14 protein-coding genes are annotated in these 12758 nt (G+C 54.6%); 8 read left to right on the top strand and 6 right to left on the bottom strand.

Going from position 1 to position 12758, the window contains the following annotated elements; genetic code table 11:
* The first annotated feature begins 153 nt into the window (after positions 1–153).
* Positions 154–1314, top strand: coding sequence for a cyclopropane fatty acyl phospholipid synthase (cfa, locus tag ACT3RU_RS11480; protein WP_192527397.1), 1161 nt, complete (start codon positions 154–156; stop codon positions 1312–1314).
* Here cfa and ACT3RU_RS11475 read toward each other — a convergent pair.
* From ACT3RU_RS11475 to ACT3RU_RS11460, 4 genes are all read right to left on the bottom strand, one after another.
* A complete protein-coding gene (locus ACT3RU_RS11475) occupies positions 1311–2279 on the bottom strand; it encodes an arsenic resistance protein (protein WP_192527398.1) in 969 nt (322 codons plus the stop codon). The genes cfa and ACT3RU_RS11475 overlap by 4 nt on opposite strands.
* Before the next feature lie 31 nt (positions 2280–2310).
* A complete protein-coding gene (locus ACT3RU_RS11470) occupies positions 2311–2700 on the bottom strand; it encodes a fluoride efflux transporter FluC (protein ID WP_192527399.1) in 390 nt (129 codons plus the stop codon).
* Entirely contained in the window at positions 2697–3083 is a 387-nt protein-coding gene (gene crcB / locus ACT3RU_RS11465) for a fluoride efflux transporter CrcB (protein ID WP_192527400.1), read from the bottom strand. Before crcB ends, ACT3RU_RS11470 begins: the two co-directional genes overlap by 4 nt.
* A gap of 126 nt (positions 3084–3209) precedes the next feature.
* Entirely contained in the window at positions 3210–4904 is a 1695-nt protein-coding gene (locus ACT3RU_RS11460) for a 2-isopropylmalate synthase (RefSeq protein ID WP_192527401.1), read from the bottom strand.
* 247 nt (positions 4905–5151) lie between these two features.
* Here ACT3RU_RS11460 and ACT3RU_RS11455 point away from each other — a divergent pair, with 247 nt between their 5' ends.
* Positions 5152–5634 (top strand): Lrp/AsnC family transcriptional regulator, encoded by a 483-nt coding sequence (locus ACT3RU_RS11455; protein ID WP_087112009.1) that lies wholly within the window; start codon positions 5152–5154, stop codon positions 5632–5634.
* A 70-nt stretch (positions 5635–5704) separates the two neighbouring features.
* Complete coding sequence (locus tag ACT3RU_RS11450; RefSeq protein WP_087112011.1) at positions 5705–6058, top strand: RidA family protein; 354 nt, start codon at positions 5705–5707, stop codon at positions 6056–6058.
* 26 nt (positions 6059–6084) lie between these two features.
* On the opposite strand, the gene ACT3RU_RS11445 is transcribed toward ACT3RU_RS11450, so the two are convergent.
* A complete protein-coding gene (locus ACT3RU_RS11445; RefSeq protein WP_087112013.1) occupies positions 6085–6936 on the bottom strand; it encodes a MurR/RpiR family transcriptional regulator in 852 nt (283 codons plus the stop codon).
* A gap of 399 nt (positions 6937–7335) precedes the next feature.
* Positions 7336–8691, bottom strand: a complete 1356-nt coding sequence (locus ACT3RU_RS11440) for an aldehyde dehydrogenase family protein (RefSeq protein ID WP_192527402.1) — start codon at positions 8689–8691, stop codon at positions 7336–7338.
* Positions 8692–8889: 198 nt separating this feature from the next.
* Between ACT3RU_RS11440 and ACT3RU_RS11435 the strand changes: the two genes are divergently transcribed.
* Genes ACT3RU_RS11435 through truD form a run of 5 tightly spaced genes read left to right on the top strand, consistent with a single transcriptional unit; the run spans position 8890 to position 12738 of the window.
* Positions 8890–10053 carry a GNAT family N-acetyltransferase gene (locus ACT3RU_RS11435; protein WP_192527403.1) on the top strand — a complete coding sequence of 388 codons (1164 nt, stop codon included), beginning with the start codon at positions 8890–8892 and terminating at the stop codon, positions 10051–10053.
* Between the two features lie 52 nt (positions 10054–10105).
* Positions 10106–10459, top strand: a complete 354-nt coding sequence (gene ftsB, locus ACT3RU_RS11430; protein WP_192527404.1) for a cell division protein FtsB — start codon at positions 10106–10108, stop codon at positions 10457–10459.
* 50 nt (positions 10460–10509) lie between these two features.
* Positions 10510–11217, top strand: a complete 708-nt coding sequence (gene ispD, locus ACT3RU_RS11425) for a 2-C-methyl-D-erythritol 4-phosphate cytidylyltransferase (RefSeq protein WP_192527405.1) — start codon at positions 10510–10512, stop codon at positions 11215–11217.
* Positions 11217–11705, top strand: a complete 489-nt coding sequence (gene ispF, locus ACT3RU_RS11420) for a 2-C-methyl-D-erythritol 2,4-cyclodiphosphate synthase (RefSeq protein WP_192527406.1) — start codon at positions 11217–11219, stop codon at positions 11703–11705. The genes ispD and ispF overlap by 1 nt, the downstream gene beginning before the upstream one ends.
* Complete coding sequence (truD, locus tag ACT3RU_RS11415) at positions 11698–12738, top strand: tRNA pseudouridine(13) synthase TruD (RefSeq protein WP_192527407.1); 1041 nt, start codon at positions 11698–11700, stop codon at positions 12736–12738. Before ispF ends, truD begins: the two co-directional genes overlap by 8 nt.
* Positions 12739–12758: the final 20 nt, after the last annotated feature.

Here is a 12758-nt window from a genome sequence, read left to right as displayed (position 1 = left end):
TCTATGATAAGCCGCTTTGCTACGGGTTAGCAGAGCGGCTTTTTAACAATGACAAAGGGAAAAATTAAAATCTGCAAATGCTGAAATGAGCTTCTATGTTTATTTAAGAGTGTCTTGAACTATTCATCTCTTGAGTAGCGTAAGGAGCCTGACGTGAATCTACCCACGCTTGAACGAACATCACAGCCGTTTAATCCCACCTCTTCCTCTCATCGCTTTGCAGCCAGCCTAATGGCCCAGGCTGATATACAGTTCAACGGCGATCGCCCTTGGGATATGCAGCTTAAAGCGCCTGGTGTGATCGAAAATGCACTAGCGCGTGGCAATCTGGGCTTAGGTGAAAGCTATATGCAGGGGCACTGGGACTGCGAACAGTTGGACGTGTTTTTTACCCGCTTGCTGCGCGCGCAATTGCATCAACGTATTAAGCCCACGCAATTGATTTATCACGCGTTGCGTACTCGGTTGTTAAACCGACAAAGCGTAAAGCGGGCTTGGGAAGTAGGCGAGAAACACTACGATCTTGGCAATGAGTTTTATGCGGCCATGCTTGACCAGCGTATGACGTATACCTGCGGTTATTGGAAAGACGCGTGCACACTAGATGAAGCACAAGAGGCGAAGCTGGACTTAATCTGCCGAAAGCTGCAGTTAGCACCGGGTATGCGCGTACTTGATATCGGCTGTGGGTGGGGGAGCTTTATGGCTTATGCGGCCGAGCATTATGGCGTTGAGTGTGTCGGCCTGACCATCTCCAAAGAGCAGGCGGATTTTGGTAAACGATTGATCAAAAAAGGCTTGCCGGTAGAGTTCCGTTTACAGGATTACCGCGATGAAACTGAAAGATTTGATCGTATTGTTAGTATTGGCATGTTCGAACATGTGGGCCGTAAAAACTATCGCGCCTATATGGAAGTGGTCAGTCGCTGCCTAAAGGATGAAGGTCTTTTCTTGCTTCATACGATTGGCAAAAATCTTGGTACGACCGTGTCCGATCCATGGATCGATAAATACATTTTTCCGAATGGCGAGTTGCCTACCTTAAGCCATATTACCGATGCGGTTGAAACGCTTTTTGTGGTGGAAGATATACATAACTTTGGAGCTGACTACGATAAAACGCTGATGGCCTGGTATCACAATAGCGAAGCCAATTGGCCCCAGTTTAAAGGTCAGTTTAATCCAACGTTTTATCGTATGTGGCGCTACTACCTGTTGAGTTGTGCGGGAGCCTTTAGAGCACGTGAGATTCAGCTGTGGCAACTGGTATTCAGCAAACAGGGTGTAGCGGGAGGATACGCGAGGGTTAGCTAGCTGCCTCGCTCACGGTCAGGCAGCAATTTACCGGGCACCCAGCGTAGATAGAAGATCATTCCAAAAAGCTCTACCAGTGACTGAAAAATAATCACTACGACTGCGGGTTGCCATGCGCCAGGCAGAGCCAGGGCGATGGGCAGCATGACAAACGAGTTGCGTGTGCCAAAGCTAAAAGCCAGCGTGCGGGTGCTGGCGTTTGGCAAGCGGAACAACCGGCCCAGCGCACGACCCAGCCAGCCCGCAAACACCAGAAAACCCATGAAGATAAACACGACCTGAGCCATTACATGATACAGCCCGCCCAGGTGATTGACCTGTGACGCTGCAATAATAAAGACCACGAAGGCAAGTAATGGCACGGGCAGTATGCCCAGATGATAGATGGCGCGCTTGATGCGCCTATGCCGAGTAGCCGCAAATTCCGTTAGCCCGGCAAGCGCTAGAGGAAGCAGGATAAGGCCCGCAAAAGCAACGATTAGTGAGGTGGAGAGTGCCAGATGAAACCACTCTGATCCCAGAAAGAGCCAGAGATAAATAGGTAGAGCGACCATCTGCACCAATAACAGTAGCGGAGCGGCTGCAATAGCGCGGGGCGCATCACCCTTGCCCAAGTGGGTAAAACTGATAAACCAGTCGGTGCAGGGCACCAGCAGTACCAGCAATACGCCGACCAATACCGCGGGCGAGAGCGGCAGCCAAGCGACCACCAACCCCAGAAAGGCTGGAATGGCGATAAAGTTGCCCACTAGCAGCGCCGCCATAAAGCGGCCATCGGTAAGGCCGCGAACCACGCTAAGCAAAGGGATCTGGCTAAAGGTGGTGTACATCAGAAGGCCTAACAGCGGCCATAATAACTGCTCCAGCACATCGGCCAGCGCCGGTGACACAACCCCCAAGGCCAGCCCTAGGCCAATGCAGACCAGGTAAATCCAGCACTGGTGTTTTTCTATCTGCTCGCGCATTGGTTTTCTCGGAGTGGTTTTTCTTGAGTGGCTATTGGCGGCGAAGCGCCATGCGCTCGCCTGCCATGGCGGCCAATAGCCATAGCGGCAGGCTTACCAGCACGTATGAAATTCCCAGCCAGCCTTGCCCATGGTTAATGAAATGCAGCGTTTCCAGGCTAAACAGTGAAAAGGTCGTAAAGCCGCCGCAAAAACCTGCCACGAGCAGCGGGTGCCAGTAGGTCAGTTTGCCATGGGGTGCACGTAGCGCGGTGGCGGCTATCCAGCCGATCAAACCTGACCCCAGTACGTTGACGATCAGCGTGCCCCACGGGAAATAGCTACCCAAGGCAGCTTGGGAGACCAGCGATACGGCGTAGCGCAGTGCGCTGCCCAGGCCGCTACCAATCCCGACGGCAAGGTAGCATTTCCAAGTCCTCATACGCGGTACCCTGCCAGCGCCCAGCCCAACGCTGCCATACCAATGCCCAGCACCAGTGTGCCGCCCACGTTGAGTGCTGCACGACCCGATTGACCGCCTTGCCAAAGTTCAAGAGTTTGCAGGCTAAACGATGAGACCGTGGTATAGCCGCCGAGTAGGCCAGTTACGCTAAACAGCCAGAACGCCGTTGGTGTGTCAGGCAGGCCTTGGCTGCCCAGTAGCCAGCCTGCGGCCAGCGCGCCGGTCGCGTTAACGACGAGCGTGCCCCAGGGAAACGCCTTGCCCAGCCAGCGCGCTATCAGGTTGGAAAGAGCAAACCTGACCATTCCCCCGAGTGCGCCGCCCAGTGCGATAAGCAGTATGCTTGCGATGCCCGGACCCATGTTTTCTCCACCGGCTAACAAAAGGGGTCTCTGATAAGCGGCCAATTCTAACATGCGTTTTCAAGGCGCAGAAAAATGCCTTGCGTGGGTCGTCACGCAAGGCATGGGTATATTACTTATAGACCGTTAGGCCGACAGGATGCTGCCCTGGTGGTTTAGCGCTGCTCCCGCGTTTGTAGTGGAGACGCGGTTGATGCCCGAGATCAGAGCTTTCAAAGAAGCGCTGACCGTGTCGCTATCTTCGGCAACGGCGCAAATGCGCTGGCCATCAACGCTCAACTGTACAAAGGCAATGGCGTTGGCTTCGCTACCACCGCCCAGCGAGTGCTCACTGTAGTCGATAATCGTCACGTTAACACCGGAGTGCTTCTGCCAGGCATCGGTAAAGGCCGACATGGCACCGTTGCCGGAACCGGACAGGCGCAGGGTTTCGCTACCTTGCCATAAGGTCACTTCAAGTCCTTCATGCTGGCCCTTGGAAAGCTGATAGTCCGCCAGCGACAGTGGCGCTTCCTGGGTGAAGTTATCGAGCATCACTTGGCGGATCATCTCGCTTGAGAGTTCGCTGGCGCGCTCTTCGCTCTCTTTCTGCACATAGGGGGCCAAGGCCAGCATCATCCAGCGAGGCAGATTTATGCCATAGTCGCGCTCAAGCAAAAAGGCCATGCCGCCCTTGCCGGACTGGCTGTTGACTCGAATCACGGCCTGGTAGTCGCGGCCAATGTCGTGGGGATCAATCGGCAGGTAAGCCACTTGCCACGGTTCGTCGGGCTTCTGGTGCTTGAGGGATTTACGAATCGCATCCTGATGGCTACCAGAGAAGGCGGTGTACACCATTTCACCCACCCAAGGGTGGCGCGGGTGCATGGCAATGCCGGTGCACTCGTGAACGACCTGAATGATTTCATCCGGGTTGGAAAGATCAAGGTTAGGATCAATCCCTTGGCTGTAGAGGTTCATGGCCAGCGTGACGATGTCCATGTTGCCGGTACGCTCGCCATTACCCAGCAGCGTGCCTTCCACACGGTCGGCACCGGCAAGCAAGGCAAGTTCCGCAGAGGCTACCGCCCCGCCTCGGTCATTGTGGGTATGCACCGAGATAATCACGCTATCGCGACGACTGATGTGCTGGCAGAAGTATTCGATCTGGTCGGCGTGGTGGTGAGGGCCAGCTACTTCGACGGTCGTCGGCAGGTTGAGAATGCACTTGTTCTCAGGCGTTGGCTGCCAAACGTCCATAACCGCTTCACAAATCGCCAGCGAGAAATCGATTTCGGTGCTGGAAAAACTTTCTGGGGTGTACTCGAAACGCCAGGTAACGTCTGGATAGCGCTCGGCATACTGTTTGACCCAGGTGGCGCCCTGAACGGCAATATCAGTAATACCGTCGCGGTCCATCTCAAACACGCGCTCGCGCTGAATGGTCGAGGTCGAGTTATACAGGTGGATAATAGCGCGCTTGGCACCCACTAACGACTCAAAGGTTTTTTCAATCAAATGCTCGCGGCACTGCACCAGCACCGCGATGGTGACATCCTCAGGAATCTGATCTTCTTCAATTAACCAGCGCACAAAATCAAAGTCGGGTTGGCTGGCGGAAGGAAACCCCACCATGACTTCTTTAATGCCCACCTTGACGATCTGGTGCCAGAAGCGCTTTTTCTGCTCAACGGTCATCGGCTCTAGCAGCGCCTGGTTACCATCACGTAGGTCTTCACTTACCCAGATCGGCGCACGATCAAGGTCACGGTCAGGCCATTGGCGGTTAAATGCAGGTACGCGCGGTGCTGGGCGATATTTACGATGATCGAAAGCAGACATGGTGAGATTCCTAAGGGATTAATGACTTGGAAATTGGCCGCTTGTGGCGTAGGCCTTGGTGCATTAAAACACGCTCATCGGTGCAGACTCATGATGCAGAGTATGGCACGCAACCGTTAACTGCTTTTGGCAGTGTGGATAGTGTAACGGGTTTATAGCGCTAGGTTGTTGCTAAAAATGAATAAAAATGGCATTAATTGGCAGTATATTTTAATAAGTTGGAATTTATTAGCAGAGGCTGCTATTTATGTCGATGACACCATTGACGCTTGACCGTTTTGACCGCCAAATTTTGACTATTCTGCAGCAAGAAGGGCGGATCAGTAACCAGGAATTGGCTGATCGAATTGGCCTTTCGGCATCACCCTGTTTGCGCCGGGTGCGTGCGCTGGAAGAACACGGCTTGATTATGCAGTATCGCGCCGAGGTAGATGCTCGCCAGTTGGGCTACCAACTGATGGTGCTGCTGCATATTGCCATGGACCAGCATACCTCCGAGCGGTTTGAGAACTTTGAACGCCACATCCGAACAATTCCCAACGTGATCGAATGTCTGATCATTACCGGGCAGGCTGCCGACTTTCAGCTAAAGATTTTAGTCCAGGATATGGATGATTATCAGCATTTACTGCTGCACGTTATTAACCGTATTGAAGGTGTCACAGGGGCGCATACCAGCTTTGTGTTACGCCGGGTTTTCGAACATCGGCCGGTACCCACGGAGCGCTGAACAGGAAAGCGTGGTCAGTCACTGAGTCGCCGTTTACACTGTTTTTTTCCCATTTTTAGGAGAGTGCTCTATGACTATCGAACGTCACGATACCAAGGCCCGCATGAGTCGCGCCGTTATCCACCAAGGGATTGCTTATTTATGTGGCCAGGTCGCGGGGCCTGAGGCGCGTCATGGCGATATTAAGGCGCAGACAGAAAGCATGCTGGCGCGTGTCGATGCGCTGTTAAAAGAGATCGGCTCAAGCCGTGAGCAGCTATTAAGCGCCACGATTTATCTCAAGGATGGCAGCGATGTCGTCGCCATGAATGAGGTGTGGGATGCCTGGGTGCCCGAAGGCTACGCGCCAGCGCGTACCTGCGTATGTGCCCCGATGCCCGCCGACGAGTTAAAAGTAGAAATAACCGTGACCACCGCCGTATAGAACGAAAGCCTTTCTAGCTGGCTGGGCTATTCCAGCGGAAAGCGGGTATCGCGCAGGCTGTCCTTGATTTTTTTCAAGTGCGGTAAGAAGTCTTCGCCACGCCGTAGTGTGACGCCGGTGGCCAGGGCGTCAATCAAGGTAAGCTGAATCACCCTTGACGTCATGGGCATGTAGTGGTCGGTGTCTTCAGGGGTTGCCACGTTAAGCGTGGCGCTGCACTCGTTGGCAAGCGGTGACGCGGGGGCTGTAATGCCCAGCACAACGGCGCCAGCTTCGCGGGCTACACGGGCGATATCTACCAGCTCACGGGTTCGTCCGGTGTAGGAAATAATCACCACCACATCGCCCGTATGGCAGGACGCCGCTACCATGCGCTGCATCAATACATCGGCGTAGGCCATGACGGGTAGATTGAACCGAAAAAACTTATGTTGAGCATCCTGAGCGACGGCACCTGATGCGCCTAACCCAAAAAAGTGAATCTGCTTTGCCTGGGTCAGGTAGTCGACCATTCGTTCAATGGCCGTCATATCAATATCACGCTGGGCTTCATCCAGCGCGGCAATGGTGGCGCCAAAAATTTTCTGCGTGTATTGGGTCGCCGTATCTCCGGGCTCAACGGCTCGGGTAACGTAAGGTGTCCCACCCGCCAGGCTTTGGGCGAGTTTGATTTTAAAGTCGGGATACCCCTTGGCGCCAAAGTTGCGGCAAAACCGATTAACGGTCGGTTCGCTGACACTGGCGGCTTGGGCCAGGCTTGCGATGCTTAAGCTGGTAGCGGCTGTCGGATCGTCTAGAATCACGTTAGCAACTTTACGCTCGGAGCGGTTTAATTCTTCTAAGCGTTCGCGTAAGCGGTCAAGCAAGTCATGCGCCATTAAGCAGGCTCCAAAGCAGTGTGGGGCGGAGGTTGTGATGTCCAATCTTTACACCAGGCAACAAACACATTGGCTGGCAGTGGTCGAGCATAATAGTACCCTTGCGCTGCTTCGCAACCGATAGAGTGTAAATAGGCGGCTTGTTCGGCGGTCCCAACCCCTCTGCCACAATACCACAACCCACCGCGTGGGCTAATTGGGTAATCATAACGGCAAGTTGGCGGTCAACGGCGTTTTTATTAGGGGCTGCATAGCATCACTGTCATAGCCTTTATCAGCCATTAGCGCCGCGCCAGAAGGTAACTCGGCAATCAGTGCCGGAACCTCTACTCTGCGGGTTTGCTCTTATCCTGCCAATATCTCTGCAATGAAACGTCAACAGCCCCTAATGAATAAGTTTTAACGTAAACGAAGCAGTTTCATAAGCCAGCGCCGGTAGGGCGGCTGCAAAAGCCTGCTGGTAGCATGTTTCGTTTGATAAAACACACCACGTAAATGGCTAAAGCGCTCAAAACCGTGGCGCCCATGATAAGCCCCCATGCCACTTTCACCGATGCCGCCAAACGGTAAGGTGGGGACTGCGTGATGCAGCAATGTTTCATTAAAAACAAGCGCACCGGAACGAGTATGTTGCAGTAACCGCGTTTGAAGCGTTTTATCATTAGTAAACGTATATACCACTAGAGCGTGCGGACGTGCATTCATAAACCCAATCGCCGCCTCAATATTTTTAACACCGATAACGGGGAGCGCGCGGCCAAAAATCTCTTCGTGCATCACAGAAAGCGTTTGGGTGGGGTCGATAACCAGCGCAGGGGCATGGTTGCCGTGATCAATGACTCGGCAGCCGTGATCACGGGCTTCTGCCAGCAGGCCCTCTACGCGTGCGCGGTGCGCATCATTGATCGGGCTAGTCGCCTCTCTGCTATCAGGGCGCTGCTGGAAAATAGCACGGCTTAGTGCGCTAACCAGGGCCTCAAGATGACGGCTTTCTACAAGAACGTAGTCGGGTGCCAGACACGTTTGTCCACCGTTAAGCCCCTTGCCGAATATAATAGCCGTGGCCGCTTTATCCATGTCGGCATCACTCGCCACCAGCGCGGGAGATTTACCGCCTAGCTCCAGGGTGACTGGGGTAAGGTTTGCTGCCGCGGCACTTGCCACGTGGCGCCCAATGCTGGTCGAACCGGTAAACACCAGATGATCGAAGGGAAGCTTGCTAAATGCCTGAGCCGTCGATGCATCTCCTTGAATGACGACGAGTTCATCCTGGGTAAAATATTGGCAAGCCAGGCGAGCGAGCAAGGCGCTGGTGTGAGGAGTTAGCTCGCTGGGCTTTAGCATGACCACATTACCGGCAGCAAAGGCGTCAATAACGGGCAGTAGCGCAAGGCTCCACGGGTAGTTCCAGGGGGAAATAACCCCAATGATACCCAATGGCTGCGGGGCTATGCGTGCCCTTGCCGGTAACAGGCGCCAAGGCATACCTACGCGCCAGGGGCGCATCCAGTGCCAGAGGTGGCGGCGCGCATAGCGTACGGCCTGAAGCACGGCACTAATTTCCGCCAAGCGGATTTCTGTGTCGCTACGCTGGCCAAAATCCGTTTGAATAGCCCGCACAATCTCATGCTGATGGCGCTTGGTCATTTGCGCTAAACGTGCCAACCGTGTGCGCCGAACACCTAGCGTGGGAAAAGGCGTTTGATCAACAGCGTGTCGTTGGGCATTAAAGATACCTGTTAAATCGTGCTGCATAACCGCTCCTTATCTTCCGTACCTGGATGTGATTGGGCGCAATAGTGGCTTGGCGCTACGTTAACGCACTTGCCGTAAGGCTAAGACGGTAGTTAAGACGATAATACGGTAGTTAAGACGATAGTAAGGGTAACGCTGCGTTAATGATAAAGTAAGGCTGGATAACAGGGCGCCAACGCTTTGCTCTTGGGAGATATCATGTCTGCGTGCTCGTTAGAACTCTCTACTCTATCCGCCATGGAAGATATTGAGGCAAGCCAGTGGGATGCCTTGGTCGGCCACGATCAGCCTTTTCTGCGCCATGCATTTTTGCATGCGCTGGAGGCGAGTGGCTCGGTGAGTCGTGAGACAGGATGGGAGCCCTGCCATGCTTGCGTTTGGCAAGCAGGCCAACTGGTAGGCGCGCTTCCCATGTACCGTAAACATCACTCTTACGGTGAGTATGTGTTTGATTGGGGATGGGCGGAAGCGTTCGAGAGAGCCGGTGGCACCTATTATCCTAAAGCGCTCAGCGCTATCCCGTTTACTCCTGTGCCGGGGGTGCGCACGTTACTTGCTGGCCATCTAAATGCTGAGGCTATCCGTGCTCTGCTAGCGTCAGCCTGGCAAACGCTTTGTCATCAAGGGGCGCTCTCCAGCTGGCATTTATTGTTTGCCGATGAACATGATGTGACGGCCTGGCAGATGCAGTTTCCCCAATTAACCGTCCGCGAAGGGCTTCAATTTCAGTGGCAGGACGCAGGATTTGGTGACTTTGATGGTTTCCTGGCAAGCCTGACATCCAAACGGCGCAAAATGATCAAGCGTGAACGGCGCCTGGTGGCCGAACAAGGGCTAAATGTGGTGCGCCTGGAGGGCCAGGACATCACCCAGGCAACAATGACGCACTTCTATCGCTGTTATTCAATGACGTATCTGGAGCGCGGTCGCTCGCCCTATTTAAGTCATGCCTTTTTTGAACAGTTACGCCAGACCATGCCCGAAGCATTGATGCTGGTGCAGGCGCAGTTGAATGGCCAGCCGGTCGCGTCGGCGCTCTATTTTCGAGGTGAGCACACGCTGTATGGCCGCTACTGGGGAAGTGAAGTGGAGGCCGATTGTCTGCATTTTGAAGCCTGCTATTACCAAGGCATTGAGTACTGTTTGCAGAATGGGCTGACGCGCTTTGACCCAGGCACTCAGGGTGAGCATAAGTTAGTACGCGGTTTCGCCCCTCAACGCGTTCGTTCGCTGCACTATATGAACCATCCCGGCTTGGCGGCGGGTGTTGCCCAGTTTTGCCAGGCGGAGGGCGCTCAAGTGAGCGCGTATCGTGAGGCGGCTTTTCAAGCGCTGCCTTTTAAAGTGCCTGCGGCTCGCTGATGGTTCTGCATAGTGGCATAATGCGCGCCGTTACTGCCTTGGGAGATCGGTGATGCACAAATGGGTTGTGGTAGCGCTACTTGTCGTACTGGGTTTGCTCCAGTACACGCTTTGGTTAGGTAATGGCGGCTGGCGTGACCTGCAAATAGTCGAGCAGCGCGTTACTGTGCAGGAAGAGGCCAACTTGCCCATGCGCGAGCGCAACGCACGCTTAGCGGCCGAGGTCACCGATCTTAAAACCGGGCTGGACGCTATTGAAGAACGGGCCCGAAGTGATATGGGCATGGTGCGTAGCGATGAACAGTTTTTCTGGGTGCCGGGTGTCGCCATAACGACCGAGTTGATAGGTATTAACGCAGGCCTGGTGGTCCAACCACGACTAGACCGTGAGCAATCGCCACCATGAGTAATCGGCATAGTGAGTAAACGAGCAGTGAATATGTCAGGTAAGCGGCTGTGAAAAAAACGCTTTGGCTTATCGTGCCTGCCGCTGGGCAAGGGCGTCGCATGGGAGCCGATAAACCCAAACAGTACCTGATGTTAGGTGAGCACCCGATACTGGTGCACACTCTGGCACGGCTTTACGAGGCGTTTCCCAAGGCGTCGTTAGTGCTCTGCCTGGACAGCGATGATCAGTGGTTTCAGGCTGAATGGGTTCCTTTTGCGGCCTGGCAGCGCGTAACCGGCGGCATCGAGCGCATGGATAGCGTACTCAACGCGCTACATGCCATACCCGCACAGGATGACGATATTGTGATGGTGCACGATGTGGCTCGCCCGTGTATTACCACGGACGACCTGCACGCCCTGTATCAGGCGGTCACTCATCACACCGGCGGGGCGCTATTGGCGATGCCGGTGGCAGATACCATGAAACGGGCCAATGCCGAACAGCAAAGTACCTGTACAGAACCCCGGGAAGGACTTTGGCATGCGCTGACACCCCAGGGGTTTCATTACGGGCTATTGCGCCAGGCACTTGAGAGTGCCCGGCATCAAAAACGCATGGTGACCGATGAGGCGTCAGCGGTCGAGGCGCTGGGTAGGCAGCCACAACTGGTTAGCGGGCGGCGCGATAATTTAAAAGTGACGCATCCGGATGACCTTGCCCTCGCCGCCGCCATTTTGTCAGCACAATCAGATACGTTTACTCAGGAGGCTTAATGCGAATTGGTCATGGCTTTGATGTTCACCGGTTCGGCCCCGGCGACCACTTAATGATTGGTGGCGTTAAACTGCCGTTTTCACAAGGCTTTGTCGCACACTCCGATGGCGATGTGCTGCTTCATGCGGTAAGCGATGCGCTATTAGGTGCCTGCGCGCTGGGCGATATTGGCCATCACTTTCCCGATACAGACCCTGAATGGAAAGGCGCTGATAGTCGTATGCTGCTGCGCCATGTGATGAGCCTGGTTCGGGCGGAAGGTTATGAGATTGTAAACCTGGACGCGACCCTGATGGCTCAAGCGCCCAAAATGGCACCGCATATTGCGACAATGCGTCAAACCATTGCTGACACCTTGAATGTTTCCTTGGGCCAGGTAAACGTTAAGGCCACCACGACGGAACGGTTAGGGTTTGCCGGGCGCGGTGAAGGCATTGCTGCTGAAACGGTGGTTTTACTCGGCCGGCCTGAGGCGTTGAATGAGTAAGCTGCCTCAGTGGGCACGCTCTTTGGATGCTGCGTTTGGGCCGCCCAAGCCGGGGCATTATCGGGCCCAACCTGAGGATTTTTTGGTTGATGAGCAGCTGGACTTCACGCCCGAATCGCATGGTGAGCATCTTTGGCTGCGGATTGAAAAACGCAATCAGACCACGCTGGATGTGGTGAAAAGTGTCAGCCGATTATGCGGTGTGACCCCGCGAGATATTGGCTATTCAGGCATGAAGGACCGAATAGCCGTGACGCGCCAATGGTTAAGCATTCACTTGCCGGGGCGTGACGCGCCTGCTGACCTGGTGTCAGCACTGGGCGGATTGGGCATCACGGTGCTTGAAAGCGTGCGTCACCCACGCAAACTAAAACGTGGCGTTCATCGCACCAACGCGTTTACGTTACGATTGAGTGGCGACGCGATAACAGCGGATGATTTCGTTAATCGCTGGCAGGCACTTTGCCAGCTCGGGGCGCCCAACTATTTTGGCCCCCAGCGGTTCGGCCCTGAGGCGCGTAATTTACAGCGTGCCGAGGCACTACTCGCACGGGGGTGGCGCAAACGTGACGACCGTCAAGGAATGCTGCTCTCTACTGCGCGAAGCTTTCTATTTAATGAGCTACTAAGCGCTCGCTTGGCGGACGGCAACTGGCATCAGCCTATCCCAGGCGATACCGTGATGCTTGACGGCACCCAAAGCGTATTCGGCGTCGACGCGGTGGACGAGTCGTTGATAACGCGTGCCGCTGAGCTGGACGTGCATCCAACCGCGGCGCTTTGGGGCATTGGTGAAAACGCCGTTGATGAGGCAGGGCGCTACGAGGCGCAGTTAGCCCGTCAGCATCCTGAGTTGTGTAAAGGTTTGGAAGCAAGCGGTGTGAAACGCTCCCATAGAGCACTGCGTATGCGATTAACGGCGCCCCAGCTCACTTGGGAATCTGATGCCGTGCTACTCTCGTTTGCACTACCCCGAGGCAGTTTTGCTACCGCCGTTATCGGTGAGCTCATTCATCACCCGGATATGGCGTAAGCCGCCAGGTTACGCTTGAT

This window comes from Halomonas sp. TP35, from assembly GCF_052375975.1.
Lineage (GTDB): Bacteria > Pseudomonadota > Gammaproteobacteria > Pseudomonadales > Halomonadaceae > Vreelandella > Vreelandella citrativorans.
This window is presented reverse-complemented; position numbering and strand designations above follow the sequence as displayed.